The 25158-nt window shown below is 39.5% G+C and carries 21 protein-coding genes; 5 read left to right on the top strand and 16 right to left on the bottom strand.

Annotation, left to right across the window (positions count from 1 at the left end):
- On the bottom strand, window positions 1-1261 hold a 1261-nt coding region (locus E1176_RS19210), incomplete at its 3' end, for an ArnT family glycosyltransferase (protein WP_155212672.1).
- Between the two features lie 125 nt (window positions 1262-1386).
- On the bottom strand, window positions 1387-3228 hold the full coding sequence (locus tag E1176_RS19205; RefSeq protein ID WP_155212671.1) for a vWA domain-containing protein: 1842 nt from the start codon (window positions 3226-3228) through the stop codon (window positions 1387-1389).
- A 96-nt stretch (window positions 3229-3324) separates the two neighbouring features.
- Between E1176_RS19205 and E1176_RS19200 the strand changes: the two genes are divergently transcribed.
- Both E1176_RS19200 and E1176_RS21415 read left to right on the top strand, forming a co-directional pair.
- Window positions 3325-3897 (top strand): RNA polymerase sigma factor, encoded by a 573-nt coding sequence (locus E1176_RS19200; protein WP_155212670.1) that lies wholly within the window; start codon window positions 3325-3327, stop codon window positions 3895-3897.
- A complete protein-coding gene (locus E1176_RS21415) occupies window positions 3890-5251 on the top strand; it encodes a carboxypeptidase-like regulatory domain-containing protein (RefSeq protein ID WP_155212669.1) in 1362 nt (453 codons plus the stop codon). The genes E1176_RS19200 and E1176_RS21415 overlap by 8 nt, the downstream gene beginning before the upstream one ends.
- Window positions 5252-5301: 50 nt before the next feature.
- Here the strand turns inward: E1176_RS21415 and E1176_RS19190 are convergent, their stop codons facing one another.
- Complete coding sequence (locus E1176_RS19190) at window positions 5302-7026, bottom strand: alanine/glycine:cation symporter family protein (RefSeq protein ID WP_155212668.1); 1725 nt, start codon at window positions 7024-7026, stop codon at window positions 5302-5304.
- 191 nt (window positions 7027-7217) lie between these two features.
- Here E1176_RS19190 and E1176_RS19185 point away from each other — a divergent pair, with 191 nt between their 5' ends.
- On the top strand, window positions 7218-7754 hold the full coding sequence (locus E1176_RS19185; RefSeq protein WP_155212667.1) for a hypothetical protein: 537 nt from the start codon (window positions 7218-7220) through the stop codon (window positions 7752-7754).
- Here E1176_RS19185 and E1176_RS19180 read toward each other — a convergent pair.
- Entirely contained in the window at window positions 7751-8497 is a 747-nt protein-coding gene (locus tag E1176_RS19180) for a LytR/AlgR family response regulator transcription factor (RefSeq protein WP_155212666.1), read from the bottom strand. The two genes, E1176_RS19185 and E1176_RS19180, sit on opposite strands and share 4 nt — an antisense overlap.
- 24 nt (window positions 8498-8521) lie before the next feature.
- A complete protein-coding gene (locus E1176_RS19175) occupies window positions 8522-9589 on the bottom strand; it encodes a sensor histidine kinase (protein WP_155212665.1) in 1068 nt (355 codons plus the stop codon).
- A 265-nt stretch (window positions 9590-9854) separates the two neighbouring features.
- On the opposite strand from E1176_RS19175, the gene E1176_RS19170 reads away from it, so the two are divergent.
- Window positions 9855-11072 (top strand): carboxypeptidase-like regulatory domain-containing protein, encoded by a 1218-nt coding sequence (locus E1176_RS19170; protein ID WP_155212664.1) that lies wholly within the window; start codon window positions 9855-9857, stop codon window positions 11070-11072.
- A gap of 160 nt (window positions 11073-11232) precedes the next feature.
- On the opposite strand, the gene E1176_RS19165 is transcribed toward E1176_RS19170, so the two are convergent.
- From E1176_RS19165 to E1176_RS19120, 10 genes are all read right to left on the bottom strand, one after another.
- The gene (locus E1176_RS19165; protein WP_155212663.1) at window positions 11233-12225 is read right to left on the bottom strand and encodes a bifunctional heptose 7-phosphate kinase/heptose 1-phosphate adenyltransferase; all 993 of its coding nucleotides are present in this window, start codon (window positions 12223-12225) and stop codon (window positions 11233-11235) included.
- Window positions 12225-13418 carry a pyridoxal phosphate-dependent aminotransferase gene (locus E1176_RS19160; protein WP_155212662.1) on the bottom strand — a complete coding sequence of 398 codons (1194 nt, stop codon included), beginning with the start codon at window positions 13416-13418 and terminating at the stop codon, window positions 12225-12227. Before E1176_RS19160 ends, E1176_RS19165 begins: the two co-directional genes overlap by 1 nt.
- Window positions 13419-13568: 150 nt before the next feature.
- The gene (locus E1176_RS19155; RefSeq protein WP_155212661.1) at window positions 13569-15119 is read right to left on the bottom strand and encodes a Kelch repeat-containing protein; all 1551 of its coding nucleotides are present in this window, start codon (window positions 15117-15119) and stop codon (window positions 13569-13571) included.
- A gap of 39 nt (window positions 15120-15158) precedes the next feature.
- On the bottom strand, window positions 15159-17000 hold the full coding sequence (locus tag E1176_RS19150) for a hypothetical protein (RefSeq protein WP_155212660.1): 1842 nt from the start codon (window positions 16998-17000) through the stop codon (window positions 15159-15161).
- 5 nt (window positions 17001-17005) lie between these two features.
- On the bottom strand, window positions 17006-17485 hold the full coding sequence (locus E1176_RS19145; RefSeq protein ID WP_185152888.1) for a T9SS type A sorting domain-containing protein: 480 nt from the start codon (window positions 17483-17485) through the stop codon (window positions 17006-17008).
- Window positions 17486-17493: 8 nt separating this feature from the next.
- Window positions 17494-18012: a collagen-like protein gene (locus E1176_RS19140; RefSeq protein WP_155212658.1), complete on the bottom strand. Its 519-nt coding sequence runs from the start codon at window positions 18010-18012 to the stop codon at window positions 17494-17496.
- Between the two features lie 248 nt (window positions 18013-18260).
- Window positions 18261-18860, bottom strand: coding sequence for a hypothetical protein (locus E1176_RS19135; protein WP_155212657.1), 600 nt, complete (start codon window positions 18858-18860; stop codon window positions 18261-18263).
- A 139-nt stretch (window positions 18861-18999) separates the two neighbouring features.
- Window positions 19000-21885 carry an ATP-binding protein gene (locus tag E1176_RS19130; RefSeq protein ID WP_185152887.1) on the bottom strand — a complete coding sequence of 962 codons (2886 nt, stop codon included), beginning with the start codon at window positions 21883-21885 and terminating at the stop codon, window positions 19000-19002.
- A 198-nt stretch (window positions 21886-22083) separates the two neighbouring features.
- Window positions 22084-22698 carry a recombination mediator RecR gene (gene recR, locus E1176_RS19125; protein ID WP_155212655.1) on the bottom strand — a complete coding sequence of 205 codons (615 nt, stop codon included), beginning with the start codon at window positions 22696-22698 and terminating at the stop codon, window positions 22084-22086.
- Between the two features lie 154 nt (window positions 22699-22852).
- Entirely contained in the window at window positions 22853-23128 is a 276-nt protein-coding gene (locus tag E1176_RS19120; RefSeq protein ID WP_155212654.1) for an ATP-dependent Clp protease adaptor ClpS, read from the bottom strand.
- Between the two features lie 72 nt (window positions 23129-23200).
- Here E1176_RS19120 and E1176_RS19115 point away from each other — a divergent pair, with 72 nt between their 5' ends.
- Window positions 23201-24673 carry a sodium:solute symporter gene (locus E1176_RS19115; protein WP_155212653.1) on the top strand — a complete coding sequence of 491 codons (1473 nt, stop codon included), beginning with the start codon at window positions 23201-23203 and terminating at the stop codon, window positions 24671-24673.
- Window positions 24674-24877: 204 nt separating this feature from the next.
- On the opposite strand, the gene E1176_RS19110 is transcribed toward E1176_RS19115, so the two are convergent.
- A partial coding sequence (locus E1176_RS19110) for an MGMT family protein (protein WP_155212652.1) occupies window positions 24878-25158 on the bottom strand: 281 nt, incomplete at its 5' end.

Genomic DNA, 25158 nt, shown 5'->3' with positions numbered 1-25158 from the left:
GCTCATAATTGTCGATTTCATTATAAATCAACTCCCAGGGGCCCAGCACCTTACTTCCTGCTTCAATATCTTCTAAAACCAACTGGTGCTTTTCGCTGTGGTCATGATTAGACTTAAAAATTTTTATGTAGGCCATACTGATAAAAACCAGTTGGGCAATTAAAATTAAAATTAATAGCGGCCTTAGCACCTTCGCTGCCTTTACCTGATCCTTTTTTAAACTCATCATTACAATAGCACTAGTCAAGACCATGAAAGGCATGAGATAAACTAAATACCTTGGACTATGCCCACTGGTAAAGACTCCAATAGTCAGCATGAGGATGATCGTGTAGATTGTGAGGCTTTTGTATTCTTTAAGTAGGTATTTGAGTCTGGCAAAAAAGGTGACTAAAAACAACGCGCTAAGACCCCATACGTCCTGATCCCAAAAATATCTTTTGTGCTCACCTAATAGCCTCAATAGGTTATTGATAATTATACCAAAGATGCCTCCTTCTACTTTCTCACCAAATGCATCTTGATGGGTGGGCCAATTTTGCATTTGATAAACAAAAGTTTCTATGGCATTGATGTTTAATAGGTTTACCGCATAAATGGCACAAACTATAAATGTGACAATACTATAAATCAACCAGTTTTTCCATTCCTTAAGATATAGGAAATAAAGAAACCCGGCTATCGGAAAAACCATGGCGTTGAGGTGCGTGAGAAAGGCTAAACCAGCAAAAACGCCTGACAGCACTACCATTATATAACGAGCATCACGACTTTTGGTAATAAACCAATAAGAACAAAAGCCGAAAAACATCACCATAATCTCCGGCCTGAACATAAACCCCCGATGAATCAGCTCGGGTGTAATAAGCATCAGTAAAACTGCTAGCCACTTAATACCTTTCTCCTGAGGTGCAAGCTTCTCTGCCAGTTTGTAGATAAGCCATGTGGCTATGACAAAAAGTATGAGAATAAAGCATTTAAAAATGTAAAGGTTCCAGCCAAACGCAGCGATGAGCACAGCTCCTGACCAAACAAAGAGCTTGTGATAAATCAACATACGAGAGTCCCAGTCAAAAACTCCCGGCATGCTTTTTAATTTCACTACGCCATCCTTTACCAACCAATATGCCTGCTCACCAAACCAGGGCTCATCTTGCTGGATATATCTATCGAAAAGTGAAAAAATAAAAATCAGGCCAGTGAATAAAACTAAGAGCCTGATGATCTTTGAAGAAAAAAGAGTCGAATAAACCTTCAACATTTAGAGATAAGTAGTTGGTTGATCAATGGTGAAGAGACAAAAGTAATAGGTAGGAGTTATAATTATTACTTATTAAGGCATTAAAATAGAGCCCCAGTAGTTACCTGGAGCTCTGTTATTTTCAATTACTTACCAGCGATCATTTCACAACTTTTTACGAGATTGATAAACTCAATCCTATAACCTTCTTCATCCGTCCCTTTGGCAGATCGTGCTAATCTCAGGACATCATTATGGGTGAGGTCATTTTTAAATTCAGAATCTCTAAGCAGCATCCCAAAACCAGCCACAGCAGCTGACCATCTGAAGTTATCTGATGTTTCCTCCAGGGCAATGTCATCATCAACTAAGGCATTTACAATCAACTTGCTTTTATCGCCTCTTGGTTCTTTATACCTAAGTTTCACAGTCATCAATTCCTCAGATTTCTTAGCCTCATTAGAGATTTTATTGGTTTGATACTTCAAATCATCAATAGGCGCAAAACTACTTTCAACACCTGCCGGAATAATTTCATACAAAGCGGTTACAGTATGCCCGGAACCAAGCTCACCAGCATCTTTCTTATCATTATTAAAATCTTCGTCTTTCAATAATCTGTTTTCGTAACCGATAAGTCTGTATGCATTTACCTTCGCAGGATTAAATTCTACCTGAATTTTCACATCCTTAGCTATTGTAAAAAGTGTACCTCCAAATTCGTTTACCAACACTTTTTTTGCTTCGAGGATATTATCAATGTATGCGTAGTTTCCATTGCCTTTATTGGCCAGTATTTCCATTTTAGAATCTTTGTAGTTGCCCATACCAAAACCAAGGACCGTAAGAAAAATACCATCATCTCTCTTCTTTTCTATAAGTCGTTCCATAGATGCATTACTTGACTCACCCACATTAAAATCACCATCTGTAGCGATGATCACCCTATTATTGCCCTCCTCTGAGAAATTTTCTTTCACCACTTCATAAGCGAGGTTGATACCTGCACCACCGGCAGTAGACCCTCCTGCTTTTAACCTGTCAAGAGCTCCTATGATCTTATCTTTGTTCTTGCCAGAAGTAGATGGCAAAACAAGCCCTGCAGCACCAGCATAAACTACTATGGCCACATTGTCCTGAGGCCTTAGTTCTTGTGCCAGTAGTTTAAAGGCAGATTTTAACAACGGCAACTTGTTAGGCGCTCCCATAGAACCCGATACATCAATAAGAAAAACGAGATTTGATGGAGGTAAATTATCAGTGGCTATACGCTCACCTTGCAAGCCAATATGCACGAGTTTATGTGCCGTATTCCAGGGGGCTTTAGAGATTTCTGTGTTGATAGAAAAAGGATGGTCACCATCTGGCTGCGGATAATCATAGTTAAAATAATTTACCATCTCTTCAATTCTCACAGCATCTTTAGGTGGTTGCTGACCATTATTCAGAAATCTTCTAATGTTGCTGTACGAGGCCGCGTCAACATCAATCGAAAAAGTTGACAACGGCTTTTTAAGGGCCTGCCTGAACTCATTTTCCTGAATGGCATCATACTCCTCAGTATTGTGCTCAATATAATGCTCGGGAGCTACTGTATAGCTAACAGCCATATCCGCTGCCGGTGAATACATCTTATTTTTTACCATTTTGGTCTCAGCCATTCCAGTCACAACGACTTCGCTCAGTTGTTGCACATCCGCTTTCATCTTCACATTTATTTCTGATTTATTACCCACTCTTATCTCTTGAGTCTGTAGCCCTATAAATGCGAAAACCAAGGTGCTTCCCGCACCGGCTACTTCTATTTGATAGTGACCTTTTAGGTCAGTTACCGTACCTGTGTTGGTTCCTTTTACAATTACATTTACTCCCGGCAAAACAGAGCCATCGTCTGCAGAGACCACAGTTCCTTTGACAATTCGAACGTCTCGCCCCACCATAGATGTGAGTAAAACAGAGAGCAAGATTAATAAACTTAGCTTTTTCATATTCTTTAAATTTTGGTGACAGTTTATTATCATGATGCTCCCATCATTAATTTTCCATAAAACTTTAGAAAAAATTTTTAGCTTAGGGTATTAAGCATGGCCAGACCCGAAGAAGAAATAGAAAAAGAGAAAGCGCTCCTAGTCGCTTATAAGCAGTCTGGCGACCTACAGCTTCTGGGCGATCTCTTCAAGCCATACATGCCATTGGTTTATGGTCTCTGCCTAAAATATCTTAAAGACCCTCAGGAAAGTCAGGACGCTGTAATGCAAATATTTGAGCAGCTCATACCAAAAGTCAAAGCCCATCAGATTGAAAACTTTAAAAGCTGGCTTTATGTATTGAGTAAAAATCATTGTCTGATGTATTTGCGCTCTCAAAAGCACAAAAGAAACCAGCAACATTTAGAAATTGGCTCCACTGGTGTGGAAAATATGGCTTTGATGCATCATAATGATGAAAGCTTTGATGAAGAAAACATATCTCGTCTTGAGCAATGCATTGAAGAGCTTCAAAAGGAACAGAAAGCTTGTATTAGATTGTTTTACCTTCAAAAAAAGTCTTATAAGGAGGTCGAAGAGATTACAAAGTATGACTTAAAAAAAGTAAAGAGCTATATTCAGAATGGCAAAAGAAACTTAAAGACCTGCATGGAAAGAGAAAGTGAGTAAAGAGAAAAACCATATTTTAACACAAGAGCTTATCGAGCGCTACCTTAAAGGTGAGCTTTCTCATACAGAAATGCATGAAGTTGAAAAGCTTATGCTTGACAATACTTTTGAGGCTGAAGCTATGGAAGGGTATGAACAAATTGACCCCAACAATATAAGTAATGACCTTGAAAAAATAGACGCCCGACTTGCGTCCAGGGTAGAAAGCAAAAACAATAAACTCCCGTTATTCCTCAAATTAGCAGCTTCAGTGCTGATTTTGGCTATAAGCACCTGGCTCGTCATTGACTGGATCGATCCTATAGATGCCCCACAAGAAATTTCTCAATTAGAGACTGAAAATGAGCCCAAAGTAGATGAGCCTAAAATGAAAGAGTCGCTGCCTCAAAGCGAAGCATATGAGGAGTCAGTGCAGGAGGAAGATATAGCATCTAATGAAGGTGCTTCTATAAATAAAGACGACAAAGCGATTAGCATACCCCCTGCAACAGAGGAAGAGACTATTGTGGAAGAGTTTATTGAAGAATCCGAATCAATAGCTTTGGCAGAAACTGATGCCATGGTAGCAGATGAAGTCGAAAGCATTCCACCTATAAGCCAAATACCCGTGCAAGCCGAGCCGGAAATAGCATTGGACATGTCGGGTGTTGCGCCTAGTGCAGAAGCTAAAATGGAAAAAGAAGAAGCTGCAGAGGTCAGCCGCAAGATGACGGTAGCTAAAAAAAGGGCTCTTGACAATGCAGTCCGGCAAAGAATGATCAATAATACTGTCTCTGGAAAGGTTACATCAGCTGAAGACAATCAGCCGCTACCTGGCGTAAATGTAGTGATCAAAGGAACTAACATGGGCACTGTTACTGACATAGAAGGCAACTACCAACTTAAACTGGACGACACAGATTCTGATCCAAGTTTGGTTTTTGCTTTCATCGGACTGGAAAGTAAGGAGGTGGATGTAAAAAGCAGAGACTCCATAGATGTGCAATTGAATGCTGATGTACAGCAACTAAGTGAAGTAGTGGTAACTGGTTATGGTGTAGAAAACGAACCTTATGAAAGTACTTTTACACCTTCTCAACCCTCTGTCGGTAAATCAGCCTATAAAGATTATTTAGAGCAAAACATCAAATACCCTACTACTGATGAATCTGAAAAAGGTAGAGTTGTGATTAAAATGAAAGTTTTACCCAATGGCATCCTTGCCGATTTTGAGGTAGTTAAAAGTATGGGTGAGGTTTATGATAATGAAGCTCTTAGACTTATAAAGGAAGGCCCAGGTTGGAATCCCGCTGAAAGGGATGGCGCCAAAGTCGAAGACATCGTAAAGGTTCGCGTCAAATTTGATCGTAAATAAAAAAGCGTCTCAACGGGTAGTCGAGACGCTTTCTCATTAATATTTCTTTCTTACTTAAACTTCGGATGATCGACTCCAGGGAAGTTTTCTTCAAAGAAATCTCCATACTCTCTGATTGTGCGCTTCATGTCTTTACGCAACCAAAGAATTCCGATTAAGTTTGGTATAGTCATTAGCGCGATAGTGATTGCCGAAAGCGTCCAGATAATACTTGTGTCCTGGAATGCAGCAAAGAAGAAGGCCACCACATAAACTATTCTGTAATAAATCACTGATTTCGGCCCGAATAGATAAGTCATCGCTCTGTCGCCATAATACGACCATGAAATGGCTGTACTAAATGCAAACAGTAAAAGACCAATGGAAACTATATATTGCCCGTACTCTCCAAAGAACCCTCTGTTAAACGCAATGGCTGTAAGCGGTGCACTGTGTACCAGCGATTCTCCCCACAATTCATACTCGGTTGTGTTTACGATATTACCATTGGCAACTTCAACAGTACCAGAATATAGTTTCTCATTTAAAAGACCTTCAGTCTCATATACTTTGATATTATCAGCAAAACTTCTGGCGTGAATGAACGTGATATCATCATTAAGAATCGCTCCATTCTCCACTCTCAATTCCCCGTTGAATCGAGGTAATTTTTTAATATCATTTAAGTGTTCGTAAATGATCTCCTTATGCTCTTCATTCTTTTCAGAATATTGATTTGAGAGAATTTCGATCTCAGTGTATTCAAATTTGTTATTATGTTTTTCTGACCAAACACCTGAAGACAGCAACACAAGACCTGTAACTGTACAAATAACTATTGTATCAATAAACGGCTCCAAAATCGCCACCATACCCTCAGAGAGAGGTTCGTTTGCCTTAGCTGAAGCGTGAGCAATTGGTGCAGAACCCTGACCCGCTTCGTTTGAGAATAAACCTCTGTTTACACCCCTATTAAAGGCAAAGGCCAAATTAGCTCCTATAAAACCTCCAGCAGCAGATGAACCAGTGAAAATATCACCGAAAATGGCGGCAAATGAAGGGATAATGTTTTCGTAATTAAATATGATTACAGCAAATGCTCCTATAAAATAAACGATAGCCATACCAGGCACGAGTTTAGAAGTAACTGCTGCGATACGCTTGATACCACCGATGATTACTAAGGCAAGTAACACAGCAAGTACTGCACCTGTGATCACCTGATCGAAGCCAAATGTTGCTAAAAGCGTACTTGAAATACTGTTGATTTGCGGTAAGCTACCCGTTCCGAAAGATGATAAAACCGTAGCGAAAGCAAATATTGCTGCCAGCCACTTTAGGCTTACTTTCTTTCCTCCCAGTTTAAACTCCGCATTCTTCATGTAGTACATTGGACCACCCGCCATGGTACCATCGGCAAGCTTTGTTCTGTATTTATGTGATAGTGAAACCTCCACAAATTTGGTACACATACCAAATACTGCAGTCACTAACATCCAAAAGAGCGCTGCAGGACCACCTAAGTGAATGGCAAAGGCTACACCGGCAATGTTACCCGTACCTACAGTACCAGATAATGCTGTGGCCAAAGCCTGAAAGTGAGAAGTATCTCCTGGTAAATCTTCCTTATCAAATTTACCCATCACGATACGCACTGCATGTCTGAAGAATCGAATCTGAGGAAAACCTAGATAAATGGTGAAAAATAAACCAGTTCCTAACAAAGCGTAAGGAAACCAATCTGCACTACCAATAAAACTATCAATGAAAACTAAGAAATCATTCAGACCTTGCATAGTGTATTTATTTACATTTTTTGGATGGTTGGCAAATCTAAGAAATTAATCTACATAGCAAAAAGGGTTTTAAATGGATTAGCGGTATTATCAGAAGCTGATTTTTGATTTAATAGCAAATAATTACCGCCTTACACATCAACTTTTGACATAATTTTGCGTTTGTAGAGCTACTTAAATTGTGAATTAAGGTGAAGGGTATTTTAATTGTATTGACATTGATTGTAATGACCACCATAGATGCTGGTGCTCAGAATAAATCACCAATCCAATTGATTAGGGAAGATTTGTTTTACTCAGAGTTTAATCTGAATAAGTGCTTTGAGTTTTATAATCGTATTACAGGTCTGCAAGACACCTCTCCTATTATGCAAGCTTACGAAGCAGTGGCCGAGGCACTGATTGCCAAGCACTCATGGAACCCTGTGACTAAAGTAAATTACCTTAATAGCTCACAAAAATTGCTTCAGGAAGCTGTATTAAGAGATAAACTCAATGTAGAAATTAGGTTTTTGAGATTCTATATAGAGAATAGCGTTCCAGCTTATCTGGGTATGAGTAAAAACAAGAAACTCGATAAGCAGTTGATTATCGAGAATCTTGAATCTTTAAAATCTATGGACTTAGGAGAAGATATTATTAATTATATCATCAACTACATTACATCTCCAGAGGTAAGCAGCAAAGAAGAAATAGCTACTATAAAAAGTAAAATAGTAGTCGATTAAACCACCTTTTTCCTTATTTCTTTAGCGTAAGTTCTACTCACTGGGAAGCTTTTTGCATTCTGCATCTTTACAATGAGGCCTCCATTGAAATGCTTTTCTATCTCTTTCAGGTAGTTGAGATTAATAATCGTTGACCGGTGTATTCTTATAAACTGATCCGGGTTGAGCTTTTCCTCCAGCTTACCAATACCTGATGAAGATAAGTACTGATCATCTTTCGTGGTAAGTACGGTATAGTCACCAGAAGCCTCGAGATGCATTATATCTTTCACCTCCAGGTTAAAAAGCTTTTCACTTTTCTGTACGAAAAGATGGCTGCTGTATTTGGAGTCATCTTCTGTTGATTTCATACTCATGATCAACTCCTCAACATTGCTCTTATCGGCTCTTATTCTGGATGTTGCTCTCTTTATTGCCAGCTTAAAACGCTCCTCATCAAGAGGTTTGAGTATGTAGTCAATCGCATTTTTATCAAATGCCTGGATAGCATATTGGTCATATGCCGTAGTGAAAATCACATAAGGTTTGTGCGTAATTGCTTCCAGTACATCAAACCCATCCATACCGGGCATCTGTACATCCAAAAATATAAGCTTAGGTTGTAGCTCATCAATTTTAGCCACGGCATCTTTACCTTTAGCGCACTCTGCTACCACTTCGATTTCTGTAAATGGTTCTAAGAACTCGAGCAATAGATCCCTTGCTAATTTTTCGTCATCAATTATTATACAATCTATTTTCATTGGTTTGTTGTTGTCTTTTCTTATTTATTTAATCATTTGTGGCTCAGTCTCTCTTTCTCTTATCAAATTGTTGAGAGGTAAAATAAAGCTTACTGTATAACCATCGTCACGTGCGTGCACCTGTAATCCGGCTCTTTTACCATAAATGCTTGTTAGTCTTTTATCAGAGTTTTTAAGACCAATACCTGATGATTTACCATCTAAAATTTTCTCTGCCTTCTTGCCTACGCCATCATCAGTGATCTCAAAATATATACCTTCTGCTTTTCTTTCCACAATCAACTCAATCGTACCCCCATCATCTTTGGGAGCTATACCATATTTAACTGAGTTTTCTACCAGAGGTTGTAATACCATTGGCGGTATCTCTACGCTCAGGCAGGTTGGCTCTATGTTTTTAATGAATTTAAGTCTATCTCCAAAGCGCACCTGCTGTATTCTAATATAGTTTTCGATAAAATCAAGCTCATGAATAAGTTTCACACGCTGCCCCCCATGCGAGTCGAGGGCATACCTAAACACATCTGACAGCTGTGTAATTACTCTTCTTGCCTTTTCTTTACTTGTACCTATCAGCGTACTAATAGAGTTTAGTGTATTAAACAAAAAGTGAGGATTGATCTGAGACTTTAACAACGACAATTGCATCTCTTTATTCTTTATAGCAAGCTCACTCTTTTCCTGATCTTTGCGTTGCAGACTCTCAAAATACCTAATTATATAATATACAGCAACTGTAATAATGTATTGGTCATAAAAGCGCATGGCGTCCCAACTCAAGAGATCGAGCATATAATCTTTCCAATCATCGAAATACACCAGACCATCGAGGTAATCATTGAAATAGTATGAGAGGTAGCTCATGCATAGGAAATAAAATATGAGCCCCAAAACGTGACCCACCACCTGCACAACTACCTGATATCTAAAGAGCCAGTTGGCGTAAAAGAAAGTAAGGGCAATAAAAATACACACAGCTTCTAATAGGTAGAAGCCATTCCATAAGACGGAAGTACTGTAAGGTCTAAAGACCTGCCACTCAATAATAGTACTGATGGTGTAATTGAGCGCGTACCACAGGCATATTAACATATATGCCGTTTTCCAAACGCGAGGTATGTTTTCTAATATACGCAAGGCCCTTTTATACTAATTTAGCAATAAGTTTTGTTTTGCCGAATGACACAATAATACAAAACAACTATAGACAGCCTTGTAAAAATAGACCTGCAATTTAGCGAAAAAACTTGCACGGTTAATATTTTACAGATTATCTAACGAACATTTATTGGGAAAATCAGGTTTCGTTTACATCTTTGACAATAAATTTTTTCTACAGGGACCGTAATTTCAGTGTATGCGTTTCATTTTGATAGCAACCATATTCGTTACGTTGCCATTTTTTTTGAGTGCTCAGACCATTACAATTTCAGGTAAGGTATTGGACAAAGAAAATGATGCGCCACTCGTTTTTGCATCTATTGGTGTAAAAGGCAAGTCTATTGGTACCGTTTCTAACTCATTGGGAGAGTTCGACTTTCATGTACCTCCCAGCTACAAAGACGACCTTTTGGTGATAAGTATGCTTGGTTATGAAAACCTGCAAACACCAATAAGCAATCTACTTAATCGAGATACCGTAGTTTTTAAACTCAACAAGGCCGTTCAGATGCTTGATGAGGTAGTAATACAAGATAGTCTGAGTGGTGAAGACATTGCCCGGGTAGCATTAAACAGGATAAGTGAGAACTATCCCATGCGTCCATTTTTGGTTGATGGATTTTACAGAGACCTAAAAAAAATAGGCGGTACTTACTTTTCTCTACTTGAGGCTGCTGTAAAAATCTATGACAAAGGCTACGAGGCTCCTAAAAACAAAACCAGACTGAGAGAGCGGGTTGAGTTGATGGAAGTGAGAAAAAGCCTGGGATATAACAGCCGCTTCACCAAATATTTTGACCAGAACAATTTATTGGAAGACCTGTTGCTTCACAACAATCTCAGATACAGGCAATTCCCCGAAGAAGAAGCCTTTTATAGTGCATTTAAGCGATCTAAAACTTCCTATTTCAATGGAAGAAAGGTATTTGTGATCTACCAAAGACAGGCCAACTTCTTTCTTAGAATGTATATAGACGTGAGAAATTACGCTGTGATCAGGCTAGAGTACCAGCGGTATTATGACGATGCCATTATAAAGAAAAAGCGTGATAAGGTAAGCAAGTATATCTATGACAAGAAGACTATAGATTTTAAAGAATACCAGGGCAAGATGTTTGTCAACTATATGAACCTTGAGTCTAAAATCAACTGGTATGATGAAAAAACCGATTCTCTTCAGTTTGAAACAGAATTGCACCAGGAGCTTTTGATCAACAGGGTATACCCTAATTCAGATGAGCGCATCGGTAGTACTCAAAAGATGAGACGCTATGGCTTGCAGTACCAGGATGAGCCTTACAATAAAGAATTTTGGAGCAATTATAACGTAATCAAAGAGACGCCATTAGATAAGAAAATAATTGCAGATTTGGAGCAGTTAGGTGCTTTAGACGACCAGTTCGAAAAATACTAATCGATACATAAAGCAGTTTATCGGCTATGATGCCTCTCAATCGATGGCATCTTTAGATTTTGAATGAAAAGGCTTTACTTAGAATTATTAAAGCCAACTATAGACACGAAATATCCCCGAGGCCAAGGTGCTCCGGGGATATTTTTTTGCATAAATATTATTAAAGCCAGTTTTGCTTTTCGGCTTCTTTTTTTAATTCTTCTTTGTCAATTGGCACTACACCTACATGTTCGCAAACCAGGCCGCCACCAAGATTACTAAGTGCCGCCACCATATAAGGACTGAGTTTTAGTGCCACTGCCAAAGCCACCAAACTGATTACCGTATCGCCAGCACCAGATACATCTGAAATCTCCCTCATATGGGCAGGTATCAAATGGGCTTCACCATTGTACTTAACATACACACCTCTTTCTGATAAGGTAATTAACGCCCCGTCACATTCTATTTTATCAATTAATGTATCCACAGCTTTTTCAATAGCAGGTTGGTCTTGCTTATCAAAATCAAGCTTCAGACCCTCTTTTAGCTCTTTAAGGTTAGGCTTAAAAACGGTTACGCCTTTGTATGAAAGAAAATGTCTTTTCTTTGGATCTACAACCGTAGGTATATTATGCTTTTGCCCGAGCTCTACAGTATGTTTGATTATTTTTTTTGTGATTACGCCTTTGTCGTAATCTTCAAAAACGACTACATCTACCTTTGGTAGTAGCTCATCAATCCTGGCCATCAGTTGCTTTTCATCAGCACCGCTAATTTCTTTATCAACCTCCTCATCTACCCTTACCACATGTTGGTGACCACTTATGATCCTTGTTTTTACGGTAGTAGGTCTGCCAGCCGAACTCACTAAGCCTTCGGTGGCCATGCCTCGCTCGACTAATCGCCCTTTTAATTTATCTGCAGTATCATCCTCACCAATGATGGCACAAAGTATTGGCTTTGCGCCAAGTGCATCAATATTCAATGCCACATTGGCTGCACCGCCAAGGCGATAATCTCTTTTAGTGGCCCTCACTACCGGCACAGGTGCTTCAGGAGAAATTCTATCAATAGCACCCCAGATGTAAGCATCGACCATCACATCCCCTATGATGAGTACTTTAAGGTTGTTAAAATCGTTGAATATTTGATCTATTGATGTATAAGTCATTACGAGAGCTCGCCTAGCACGTTCTTTATTCTCTTAATCGCTTCTTTTAAATCCTCCTCAGAAGCTGCATATGAAAGTCTCACACAATTAGGGTCTCCAAAAGCTTCTCCTGTAACCAAAGAAACATGTGCCTTCTCTAATATGTACAAGCAAAGATCGCTGGCATCCTTAATTTTTTGTTCACCTGCAGATTTTCCGAAATAGCTACTCACATCCGGAAAGAAGTAAAATGCGCCTTTTGGCATATTCACTTTAAAACCAGGTATTTCTTTAAGTAAATTATAAACAAGGTCTCTTCGCTTGAGGTAGGCCTCCGACATCTCTCTGGTAGGAGTAAGATCTTCTGTAATTGCGGTAAGGGCTGCGCGCTGTGCTATAGAGCAGTTAGCTGAAGTAACCTGACCTTGCATTTTTGTACAACCTTTGGCCAACCAAGAAGGTGCACCAATATAACCAACTCTCCACCCGGTCATGGCAAAACCTTTTGCAAATCCATTTACCGTTACTGTTCTTTCGAACATACCCGGTAGAGCAGCCATACTGGCGTGAGCACCTGTATAATTGATGTGCTCGTATATTTCATCTGCTATTACGATTATATCATAGTGTGCTTTTACCACATCAGCAATAGCACTTAACTCTTCTTTAGTAAATACCGAGCCTGTTGGGTTACAAGGAGATGAGTAGATTACTGCTTTCGTTTTATCAGTAATAGCCTCCTTCAATTGATTAGCAGTAGCTTTAAAGTCGTTTTCAATTCCGCCCTTCACTAATACAGGTACGCCTTCTGCCAATTCTATCATGGCAGTGTAGCTTACCCAAAAAGGAGAGAATACAACCACCTCGTCACCTGGGTTTAGCAAGGCAAACATCACGTTGGCGATAGATTGCTTGGCGCCATTAGAAACTACAATATTTTCTGCCTGATATGGGATACCATTCTCATCATTGAGTTTTTTAGCTATCGCCTCTCTCAGATCGGCATAACCAGGCACAGGAGGGTATGCAAAATACTTGCCTTCATCAATCGCCTTCTTGGCACCTTCCTGAATGTGCTTTGGTGTTTTAAAGTCTGGTTCGCCCAAACTCAAGCTAATGACATCGATGCCCCTGCTTTTAAACTCACGTGCTTTAGCCGCCATCGCGAGTGTTGCAGATTCGGCCAGGTTAGAGATTCTATTTGATAACTCCATAATGTATTAATAGACGGTTTTTTGAAAACTGCCCAAAAATAGATATTTATATTCTCTAGCCATTAGGAAGAGTTAAAAAATCAGCTCATCCGATCAATCATTTTAGGAATTTTTCATCATTTAATCAAAAATGAGTGTATATATGCATTGTTAAAAATCACTTACCCAGACCTTATCAAAGACTTTTGACGCTTCAGCGCCTCCTAATAGAAATATTCTCTCACTGAAAACCTCTGCAGTATGATGTCCAATATTAGGCAAAGGCGTATTCATAGAATTTTCCAGTAAAGTCCAGCTTATACCATCGGAAGAAAACCATGTCTCAGCGTAGTTGGTACCACCACCGATTACCCACATTTTCTTATCGTACACCACGCTGGCGTGACCAAATCGTGGTGTAAATGATGCATCATCAGTTGACTGCTCCCAATTTACTCCATCACTAGTATTCCATACATCGTTATAGTAGAGGCCTTCAGGACCAAAGCCTCCGATCACCCACATCTTACCGTCAAACACAACTGATGAATGTCCGTATCTTGGAGGAAATACTCCATCCGTTTTGGCTTGCGTCCAGTTTATGCCATCTGCGGACGACCAAACCTCATTATGAAAACCACCAGAACCGGCAGTAAAACCTCCAATTACCCACATCTTATTATCAAATACCAAGCTAGTATGCTCTGTGTAGGTGGAAAATGGAGGGGAGCTATTGACTTCAGTCCAATTAAGCCCGTTCGTTGAACTCCAAATTCCTTTATCGAGACTACCAATTATCCACATTTTGTTATCAAAAACTACCGATGAGTGCCCAAACAAGTTTGAAATACCATGATCAGGGTCAATTACTTGCCATGTTACACCGTCTTCAGAGTAAGCGACCAGATCATCAATAACCCAGATTTTATCATCGAAAACCACCGAGCTATGATTAGATATCTGTAAAAATCCATTGGCATTGATGTCATTCCATATTGGTTTAATATCTGTAGTAAATGATGAGACTGAGCTCTCAGCTACATCACCTTGAGCATCTACTGCTTCAATTTTCCAATAATATGTAGTTGAAAACTCCAACAAAGGGAGGCCTTCATAATAAACATAAGTTATGGGCTCAGGAAACTCAACGAAATCAAATGTTAGGCTTGACTCATCCAGATCACTGGCATACAACGTTGGTTCTTCTTCTATTCCAATATATACGTTGTAAGAAATTTTATCATCATCTGCATTGGATGACGACTCCCATATCAGAGGTGTCTGTACATAAACGTCATCACTTTTATCAAAAGGATAGACTACGTCAAAAGTTGTTGGCGGGTCGTTTTCTGTTGTAAAGGAGAATATCGCAGACCTTGAGACAGCACCCCGATCATCTTTTGCCACTATTTTCCATTTATAGTTGGTATTATATTGCAGCGGGGTATTTACTGTATGGCTAGTTGGGTAAAAATCACCGGCAATCAATGTAGTTGCCTCTCGATTATCGAGATATAAGAAATAGGCTACCGAATCATTATCCGAATCAGCTGCTGCTTCCCACTCGAGAGTTGGGGTAATACTGACAGACGTAGAATTATCTTGTGGTGTCAAAAGGCCAAAGTCATCAGGATTTTGGTTTAATATCAAACCCTCGCCATCATCAGAGCAGGCAGAAAACAGACATATTGAGATCGATAGTAGTAGAGTGAAATTTTTCATATCTGTCGTAATTAATTGGATTGTTATTAACTATGAGTATTATGGCTTGTAAATGACGAATGAAAATTTCGACTCGACTAACTCACCAAAAGGCAAAGTAGGGTCTTCGAAAGAAGTGAAAGAGATCTGCAAATGATTACTACTATTTGATGTAACCAATATAGACAATGGATGACCACCCTCTGTGGGCGTTACAATTGCCACATAGTTATTGTTGCTAAATGATTCACCATCTACTTGTAGAACATAAATATTGCGATATCCGACTGCCGTATTATAAAAAGGGAAAACCTGGAAATTACCGCTCCCACTACTGACCTCAATTGGCTGGGGTTCAAAAGCTCCTTTATTTATGGATCCGGTTACATAGCCATATGCAATAGGTAGCATGTTTGCTGAACCTGTGGCAGGGCGATTAACTTCTCCATTAATATGCACACGATCTTCGTCAACTGTCAACACATCAGAATTGCCTGCTCCTAGCCTGAGCTGATTAGCACCACCTACAGCTCTTATCCTAGTAATCCCGGCTCCTCCCCCACCAATAGCGACTCCAATTTTTAATCTGTAATTGCTATTACCAATTCTGAAGTCACCTTCTGTATTGGTAACATCCCATTGGCCCCCTAATACATCTAATTTTGCAGCTGGTGCTATAGTACCAATTCCGATATCACCATCTGCGCTTATCGCAAGTCTGCGCAACCCTTGAGTTCGAAAATAGACTCTACCTGTTGTGTTACCAGGCACTGTTCCAAAATCCATATTACCATTAAACAGACTTCCAACGTAACCCACTCTTCCAGAAGAAGTATGATATTCAGATGTTACTCCACCTTGACTAGATTCTATTCTTAATGCTTCAGGGTCAGGTGAATTGACATGAAGCTTTACTTCTGGAGCCAAAGTCCCCACACCCACATTACCAGTATTAAAATAAATGTCAGTACCACTTTCAGTCCACAACGAGCCTCCAGTGCCTACGGCATCATCTCCCGGCACCCAGGCGCTTCCATTCCATTTCAGTACCTGGTCATTGGTTGCCCCCTGCCGTGCTAGCCCTATTGGGTTGCCGGCAGTTCCTTCTCCTTTTATGCTATTGTCGTGGGCTACCACCTGACTACCCCAGTCATCACCATCCGTTGCCAAATCGCTTAAATCGACAGAGTTACCACGGTCAATGCTTAATGCATGAGTCGAGCTATTGTAACTTAGCTCCTGATTATCTGTATTTACCGTGCTGCCAGCAGCCAGTTCATCAATGGCATTTTGTACATTCCCGGCAGTTAACCCTGATGCAGAGTTATTGTAATTTACTTCAGCGGCAGTCTGATCGTCTGTACCACCTGGAGGTATAATAGAATTAAGATCTACACCTGATCCGTCAGAAATATTGAGCGTGGTTCCTGTTAAGGACAAATTTTGCAATTCATTAGTCGGGTCAGCGTCTGCATCATCAACCTGATCGTTGCTAAAATTTTCTGCGGTTTTTGCATGGAGAGCGTAAGGCACACTTAATAGCTGACTTGCACCTGATATAGTATAGTTCTCTCTGCCTGAGGGGTCTGTTTCTGTCAAAATAAAGTACGGTCCTACAGTCCAGTCGATACTACTAAATGCACCCAAAACAGCGGCCCCCTCACCTATAGACAAACTCATCAAACCATGAACATTAGTCATTATTGAGTGCCTTTCCACAAAGACAGCTGCACCTGTAGCACTTCCTTGCAAAATGGATATTTGAACTCCTACACTTTGGTTGGCAACTGGTGTATTATCAACATTTCTCACCACCGCTTGATAGCTCATTTTATCGGGAGACTGAGCGTTTATATTTGATACAAACAATATTGCCGTTATTAATATGAATAGATTTTTCATGGGTATTAATGCTTAATGATTCTAAAGTTTTTGATTAATGTACCCTCACTTTGGATCTGCAAATGATACATGCCTGCCGGAAACTCTTTCATATCCATGACCGTCTGCATTGTTATTATGCTCCTACTATCCAGCAGCTTCCCCTCTGGGCTGATCAAATGGAAAGTCAACTTTTCATTATGGAAAGCATCTGCGTTTAAGATTAGTTTTTGCCTCGTAGGGTTGGGGTAGACTGTTAAATGAAAGTTTGGTACAGGTAGCTCAGTGCCTACCGTGGCAGTAATGTCGTAAACCTGTTGTATGCCTTGGGTTACTGAACCATCAGTACTATACTGAGATGTATAAAATACCTGACCTATGCTGTGGCTAGATGAGCCTCCATTCCCTGTCGATTTGCCCCCGCTAGTTACAATAGCTTCTTGAGCGTGCAATCCGCCTAAACTTAGTAATGCAAATGTGAGGCTTGTGAAAATACCTGCTTTCATGACCATGTCTAATCAGGTATGGAATAATGCTCCAGTACTTCATAATAGTTTGTCAGGTCAGGAGAACTGGTTCTCCCTGATACATTGTTACCACCTGGAATCAATACATATCGATATTCTCCATTCTCTAGAAAGCTTTCAACACTTGCACCATCGTTTGTTCCCAGATAAATCAAAAGCTCATTGGGTAATGAGATTGTAAAATATAGGTAGTCATTTCCACCAGAGAATGGGATTGGATAAATGAAATCTCCATCTCTTAGAAACATCAAAAGAACTCCCCCCTGATCTATAAAATCTTGAGTAAGCTCATTTACTTCTAGACTATGTGCTTTATAAGCAGAGCCATCGCTTAAATTCCAATCTATTTGGAACCAATCAGAATATATTATATCTACTGAGCCTGCTTCACCCTTTTCGCCCTGCTCTCCTTTTTCACCTTGAATCCCGGGCTCTCCTTGTGGGCCTTGCGGCCCCGGTTCACCATCATCGCCACAACCAATCATTAGCAATAGACTGACTATCATCAAAGAGATTATTGAATATATATTATGTGATTTGTGCATGTCTGTATATGTTAAGATTTCTGGAAATAGATCGTCTTTATGATCTTGCCCTTGTGAATAATCTGTAACTCATAATGGCCTGCCTTGAGATACTCTATGTTTAAAGCAATCTTTCTCATAGGAACATGATGTATCGAGCCAGTATAATTATCAAGTGATCTTTTCACATCCTGGGTTTTGCTAGCTTAGTCAGTTCTAACTGACGAATGTTATGGGAGGTTTATTAAGCCCAGAGGACTGCCTTCGTTAACCAATAAAATTTGGAGTCTGGCACTGGTGGAGTTGTAGTCTCTTGATGCACCTCCAAAATCACGGACATACAGTCCAATTTCAGTTGACAAAGATTCGTTGCTTCCTAGCGGCAAAACTTCAATCTGGCCGCTTAGGGTAAGTGAAGTTTTTGGGTCAGATCGATCACCCAATTGTCGGATGGATCTGCTGAGACCTATCACTTCATCATTAGCTGTAGATGGCACCAAATCACTTAAATTAAAATTGTCATAAGGAGCTATGCTAAATTCATGTATGCTTACACCACCTTCATCACTCCCGATGAAAGCAAATCGATAAGTTGCACCAGCTAATATGTTTAGCTGTAAATTCTCAAAATCATCATCTTGATTAAAGGAATATGCACCTCCCGGACCTGAAATGCTGAATGTAAATGTTGGCGGTATGTCATCTACCTCAGGAATTTCTTCCACGTCACAGGAAGTAGTACCTATAAACAGTAACATAAGTAACAGCGGCCAGCTCAACACCGTGAGTGCTGCTTGTTTAATTGAAAATTTAGAGTGTGGTTTTTTCATAATATTAATTGTTTTAAAACAACATTACTATGAAAAAATAATAGGCTATATAAATTATGTAACAACCAGTATCACATATGTAACATGTGCCTAATTTTAGTTTTAGGCCGATGTTTTCTACAAAAAGATTGTTGGGTTTTTAGTTTTGAAGGCTAAATTGTGTTGGGGAGCAGCCATATACTTCTTTGAAACATTTGGCAAAATAAGATGGGTCATTAAAACCCACAGCATATCCTACCTCAGCGATGTGCGTATCAGTCGATGACAGTAAGTGAGCGGCTGCCTTGAGCCTTTGCGATCGGATAAATTCTGTGGCACTTAAGCCAACGATAGCCTTGAGTTTTCGGTGCAACTGCATGCGACTCATGCCTATTTCTTTACTAAAGATCTCTGTTGTAAAATTCGGCTCGGTTAATTTTTCGTCCAGGATGTCCTGTACTTTTTTCAAAAATTTCTCATCAGTAGGGGTTATGGCAATGTCTTTTGGTTTTAATATAACTTCCTGACTGTATCTTTTTCTAAGAGTAGCCCTGAGCTCAATGAGTTTTTTAACTCTTATTCGTAAAACATCCTTATTAAAAGGCTTTACGATATAGTCATCTGCACCTGTTTCCAGACCGATGATTTCATTTCTTTCCCCGGCCTTGGCAGTAAGCAATATGATAGGTATATGACATGTTTTTTCGTCAGCTTTCAGCGTTTGAGATAGCTCGACACCATCTTTTACAGGCATCATAATATCTGAGATAATGATGTCTGGAATAAATTCCAATGCCGATTGTACACCCTCTTTACCATTCTCAGCTTCTATTATTTTAAACTCACAAGAAAATGTATTCTTTACTAACTGACGCACATCTGTATTATCCTCCACAATCAGCATCAAGGGTAACTCTTGATCATTATTAAATAGCTCTAAACCATTTGAAGAAAACATACCTCCTGTCAATTGATTCGTATCGTCAACAGACTGAGTGGGTGCTTCCGGTATTATATCTTCAGGTCTAAAATTGTCATGTGCAACTGGCAGACTGACCTTAAATGTAGCAAACTTCCCTTCTTCGCTGTCAATAGATAAAACCCCACAATGCAATTGCACCAGCTCCTTAATCAATGCCAAACCAATACCTACACCTTCGCTATTGGCATCGGCCTGATAGAATCTCTTTGAAATTTGATTGAGTTGTTCTGGCCTAATTCCTGGCCCACTGTTTCTAACAGAGATATCAACTTTGCCCGCCTCTAAGCTTACTGTAAAGTCAACATATCCGTTTTTGGGTGTATACTTCAGCGCATTTGACAATAAGTTATTAACGATTTTTTCGATGATATCCTGGTCAAAGAAACTCTGGTCTTCAGCTGTTGGCATTTCTACATTTAGACTAATTTGCCTTTGATTGAAAGTATAATTAAATGAAGAAACCAAACCACGGAGTAGGGCTAGCAAACTACCTTGTTCTATATTGAGCTTCATATTGCCAGACTCAAGCTTCGATAAGTCAAGTAGCTGATCTACCAACTTTAGGAGTCGGTCAGCATTTTTATCGATCATCTCCAGATTGCTTTGGCTCGACTCATTGAGATCTGGTTGACTGAGCTGATCGTGAACAGGTCCTTTAATCAAGGTCAAAGGAGTTCTAAACTCATGGGAAATGTTGGCAAAAAATTTCGATTTAGTCTGGTCTAACTCACTCAGTTTTCTGGCTACTTTTTGCCGATTTCTATAAAGTGAGTAAACCACTGCCAAGACTATGATGATAAAAACTAATGCCGCAATAAAAATATAGAACTGAGTTGCTCTTTGCTGTTTTTCCAAGGCATTTTGAGCCGCAAGAAGCTCTATCTGCTTTTGTTTCTTTTCCGTTTGGTATTTGGCTTCAATTTCACTCACCAAACGATTATTTGCTCTGGCGCTCAAACTATCTTGCCATTTCACAAACTCCATAATATGAGCATATGCCTTTTTATAATCGCCTTTTTCTAGATATGATTGAGAAAGACCTTCATAAATATCTACCTTTTCATGAAGCGTAAACGCTTCCATGATGTCACTAAAATGATCTATGGCCTTTTTGTAATTATCAATTGCCATTTGATGCTGACCGGATTTGAATGCATATTTGGCCATGCCCACGTAGCTCTTAGCTATTCTGTCCGGCTGATTAGAGTCAATTGCTTTTGATAAGGAATGTTCATAATACAGTTTGGCACTATCCAGATTATTTAGTGCCAGGAAACAATTAGCCAGAATTTCTGAAGCAAAAGCATCTTTAACTACATCTCCATAATTTCTATAAAATTCCTGTGCTTCTTTAGCTAGTTTAAGCACTTCCATATCTATACTTCTTCTTTCATAATAACTAACTAGATTAATTTTTGTGTTGGCAATGCCTTCCTGATAATTAAGTTCACTATAAAGTGCTAAAGCTCTCTTCAGATAGTCTTCGGCCTTTTGGTTATCGAGATATGTGTATATAAGCCCTATATTGAGCAGTGCAGAACCCAGAAAGTCGTTGATCGTATCATTACTTGTAATAATTGAATCCACAGCATGATAAGCTTTGATTGCTTCAGGATATTTTCGACTTCTATAGTTTAAATTTCCTTCTCTTAGCAATGTGCGACTTATCAGATCCCAATCATTAGACAAAAGCGCTTTTTCACTTGCCTTTTCCGCAAAGGCAATAGACTGTTGCATATCACCCTGATAATCATAAAACATTGACATTCTACGATACGTATCAGCTTGCAGTGTTAAATTTTCTAATGCTTTTGCATAAAAAAGAGAGTTTTCAAGGTGTTTAATAACGCTATCAGACTCCGATTTCATCCAATAATATCGACTGGCATGTGCGTGAGCCTGGTAAATATACTTATGGTTATTAAGCTTGTTTGCTTTTTTAAAATAGTCTCCGATATATTGCCCTGCAGAATCTACACTTACATTAAAATAATTGGATATGAGCTGATCCAGAATATTAATCTCTTGTTCAATAGATTCAGCCTGGCTCCTCTTCGTTTTCAATGAATCTATTTGGTCAACTTGTGACCAGATACAAGGGCTTTGCACCAGAAATGTAATCAGGCAAACACAAAATCTGTAAATCAGCTTGTTAGCCGAAGTTAAGTTTTTGGATGCAGTATGAGTTGCACCTATATCTCTCATTGCTTCTAACTTTGCAACAAGATAAGTACAATTAATCTTAAAATAAATATATACTTGTTATTCCTGACTGTAGGTGGTTCTGCTCAGTATGCTTCTACCCAATGTAATTTCATCAGTATACTCAAGTTCACCACCAATCGGTATGCCTCTGGCAATTGTGGTAACTTTCAAGTTGTATTCTTTTAACCTCTTGGTAAGGTAAAAGGCGGTTGTATCCCCTTCCATGGTAGGGCTCAATGCAAAGATAACTTCCTTTATCTCGCTATTCTCAGCCTTCACTCTATCAATCAATAGTTCTACTGTAAGCTCAGACGGCCCAATACCATCGATGGGTGAGATCACTCCTCCTAAAACATGGTATAGGCCTGTATATTGCGAAGTGTTTTCTATGGCTATTACATCTCTTGTATCTTCTACCACACACACAATAGATTTATCTCTTCTGTGGCTAGCGCATATGTTACAAACATCTGTGTCTGATATATTTTGACATTCCTTACAATATTGGATTTTATTGCGAAGGTCATCTAAGGCCAAAGTCAGTGATTGTGTATACTGCTTATCTTCTTTGAGCAAATTAAGCGCAAGTCGTAATGCCGTTTTCTTCCCAATTCCCGGAAGTTTGGCTATCTCACTTACTGCGTTTTCTATAAGTTTCGAAGGATATTCCATGCTTTTCAAAGATAACCATTAACTCACGTTTGAGTTATCATAGACGCATATTATCGTCACTTGAATTAAAATTTTGTAAAATGTTTAGGGGAGGATTATCCATTTAGCCCTTAGAGTAAGGCTATAATAAGAGAGAATGAAGTGTGATTGTTACTTAGACTACCTTAGCATCGATACCGGCCTCGCAAATAGCGTCTTTCATTGGCCTTAGATCTTTTAACACACCTTTTTTAACAGAGCATTTTCCTTTGTAATGAATAATCATTGCGCATTGCTCCGCCTGCTCGGCAGTATGTCTACATACCTTAACCAGCGTGTTAATTACATGATCAAAAGTGTTAACATCGTCATTAAAAACCATGAGGTCTTTAACATCCGTTACATCTTCGAGTACTTCAACTAATTCGTCTTCTTTATATCCCAAATCCATAGTAATACATAATGGTTTTGTTTGCCAAAAGTAAAAAAAAAATGCGACTTTAGAGGTCACCAAACTATAAATATGAGTCCTACACTAGTCATTTCGATTATAGCTGTCTATTTTCTGGTTCTAATTCTCATTTCATTTTTCACCACAAAAAAATCTGATTCTCAAACATTTTTTACTGCCAACAGGCAATCTCCCTGGTACCTTGTAGCCTTTGGTATGATAGGCGCCTCCCTCTCAGGCGTGACCTTTATCTCTGTACCCGGTTGGGTGGCAGACACACAGTTTGCTTACATGCAAATGGTGCTGGGCTACCTGTTCGGCTATCTTGTAATCGGCACCATACTTATGCCGCTATACTATAGAATGAATCTGATATCTATTTATGGCTACCTGGAGCAGCGATTTGGCTTATATTCTTACAAAACAGGCGCTTTTTACTTTCTACTTAGCCGCACAATCGGAGCGTCTTTCAGGCTATTTTTAGTAGCAGGGGTGCTCCAACTTGCCATTTTTGATGCCTGGCAGGTTCCTTTTTGGGTCACTGTGTTAGTTACTATTGCTCTTATCTGGCTCTACACATTTAGAGGTGGCATAAAAACCATTGTATGGACCGATACTTTACAAACCTTATTTATGCTTACGGCTGTAGTGCTGGTTGTCTACCTGATCAGCCAGGATTTAAACTTGAGCATGAGCGGATTAGTATCAACCGTTGAAGGAAGTGATTACTCAAAAATATTCTTCTGGGACTGGCAATCTGGTTCCAACTTTTTCAAACAATTTTTTGCCGGGGCTTTTATCGCCATCGTCATGACAGGCCTCGACCAGGACATGATGCAAAAAAACCTTACCTGTAAAAATCTGGGAGAAGCTCAGAAAAACATGTTTTGGTTTTCGATCATTTTGGTCTTTGTAAATCTACTATTCCTTTCAATGGGCGCCTTACTCTACATTTATGCCTCTTCAAATGGAATATCTCTACCTGAAAAAACAGATGATTTATTTCCCATGCTTGCACTCAATCACTTCCCGGTAGTGGCTGGTGTCATGTTTTTACTCGGAATTATAGCTGCAGCATACTCTAGTGCCGACTCAGCACTTACTTCGCTTACCACCTCATTTTGCGTGGATTTTCTAAACTTCCAAAGAGATGATACGCTTAAAACTGAAGTACAGCAGCGCAACACCAGACTGTTGGTTCACCTGGGCTTTTCCATCCTGTTATTCGGTGTTATTTTACTATTTCAACTCATCAATGATGAGGCCGTGATTAGCTCGGTTTTCAAAGCAGCGGGATATACTTATGGCCCGTTGTTGGGTCTTTATGCTTTTGGCCTGTTTACCAACCTTCAAGTGCGTGATCGTGGGGTACCGATTGTCTGCTTATTGTCACCGGTACTGTCATACATTATAAACATAAACTCAGAAGCGTGGCTGGGGGGTTATAAGTTTGGTTTCGAAATTTTGATCGTTAATGGAGCGATAACCTTCCTAGGTTTACTTTTATTACAAAAACAAAGGCCGCCCTCCTCAGGGCGACCTTAAAAAAATGCTGCAAAATTTAAAACCAACTAAACAATCTGCAGCTAAGTGATTTCCAAACCTAAACCAAAAGTATTGGACTTAATCTTTTGCAACACGTATGCCAGAAACGCATAACACATTGTAAAACCCCCTTTTTGGGGTTTAAAAGGCATGCCAAAAATAAATTATGTCCCGATTTGAGACTATTGTCTTAAAATAGCTTAATTAAAGACTTAATTCTTCCGAAGGATTCCAAAAGATACTGGCAAACGCCACCACCTTATCATTCACTACCTTCACTCCTTCCTCCTCCAATAATTGCTGCATTGCATCCGGGGTGTTAAAATGATGTTTGCCGGTAAGCAAACCATTTCTATTGACAACGCGATGTGCCGGTACATCTTCCAGACCGTGAGCCGCATTCATCGCCCAACCGACCATTCGAGAACTTCCTTTTGCCCCAAGGTAATTGGCAATAGCCCCGTAGCTGGTCACCCTACCTTTTG

The organism is Fulvivirga aurantia (assembly GCF_009711475.1).
Classification (GTDB): domain Bacteria; phylum Bacteroidota; class Bacteroidia; order Cytophagales; family Cyclobacteriaceae; genus Fulvivirga; species Fulvivirga aurantia.
This window is presented reverse-complemented; position numbering and strand designations above follow the sequence as displayed.

Bases quoted from the DNA above. Each gene is read 5' to 3' on its own strand.
- recR (WP_155212655.1), bottom strand. From the start codon at position 22,698: ATGGAATATCCTTCGAAACTTATAGAAAACGCAGTAAGTGAGATAGCC.
- E1176_RS19205 (WP_155212671.1), bottom strand. From the start codon at position 3,228: ATGAAAAAGCTAAGTTTATTAATCTTGCTCTCTGTTTTACTCACATCT.
- E1176_RS19175 (WP_155212665.1), bottom strand. From the start codon at position 9,589: ATGTTAATATGCCTGTGGTACGCGCTCAATTACACCATCAGTACTATT.
- E1176_RS19140 (WP_155212658.1), bottom strand. From the start codon at position 18,012: ATGATAGTCAGTCTATTGCTAATGATTGGTTGTGGCGATGATGGTGAA.
- E1176_RS19190 (WP_155212668.1), bottom strand. From the start codon at position 7,026: ATGCAAGGTCTGAATGATTTCTTAGTTTTCATTGATAGTTTTATTGGT.
- E1176_RS19135 (WP_155212657.1), bottom strand. From the start codon at position 18,860: ATGAAAAAACCACACTCTAAATTTTCAATTAAACAAGCAGCACTCACG.
- E1176_RS19160 (WP_155212662.1), bottom strand. From the start codon at position 13,418: ATGGAGTTATCAAATAGAATCTCTAACCTGGCCGAATCTGCAACACTC.
- E1176_RS19155 (WP_155212661.1), bottom strand. From the start codon at position 15,119: ATGAAAAATTTCACTCTACTACTATCGATCTCAATATGTCTGTTTTCT.
- E1176_RS19150 (WP_155212660.1), bottom strand. From the start codon at position 17,000: ATGAAAAATCTATTCATATTAATAACGGCAATATTGTTTGTATCAAAT.
- E1176_RS19165 (WP_155212663.1), bottom strand. From the start codon at position 12,225: ATGACTTATACATCAATAGATCAAATATTCAACGATTTTAACAACCTT.
- E1176_RS19115 (WP_155212653.1), top strand. From the start codon at position 23,201: ATGAGTCCTACACTAGTCATTTCGATTATAGCTGTCTATTTTCTGGTT.
- E1176_RS19200 (WP_155212670.1), top strand. From the start codon at position 3,325: ATGGCCAGACCCGAAGAAGAAATAGAAAAAGAGAAAGCGCTCCTAGTC.
- E1176_RS19170 (WP_155212664.1), top strand. From the start codon at position 9,855: ATGCGTTTCATTTTGATAGCAACCATATTCGTTACGTTGCCATTTTTT.
- E1176_RS19145 (WP_185152888.1), bottom strand. From the start codon at position 17,485: ATGAAAGCAGGTATTTTCACAAGCCTCACATTTGCATTACTAAGTTTA.
- E1176_RS19120 (WP_155212654.1), bottom strand. From the start codon at position 23,128: ATGGATTTGGGATATAAAGAAGACGAATTAGTTGAAGTACTCGAAGAT.
- E1176_RS19180 (WP_155212666.1), bottom strand. From the start codon at position 8,497: ATGAAAATAGATTGTATAATAATTGATGACGAAAAATTAGCAAGGGAT.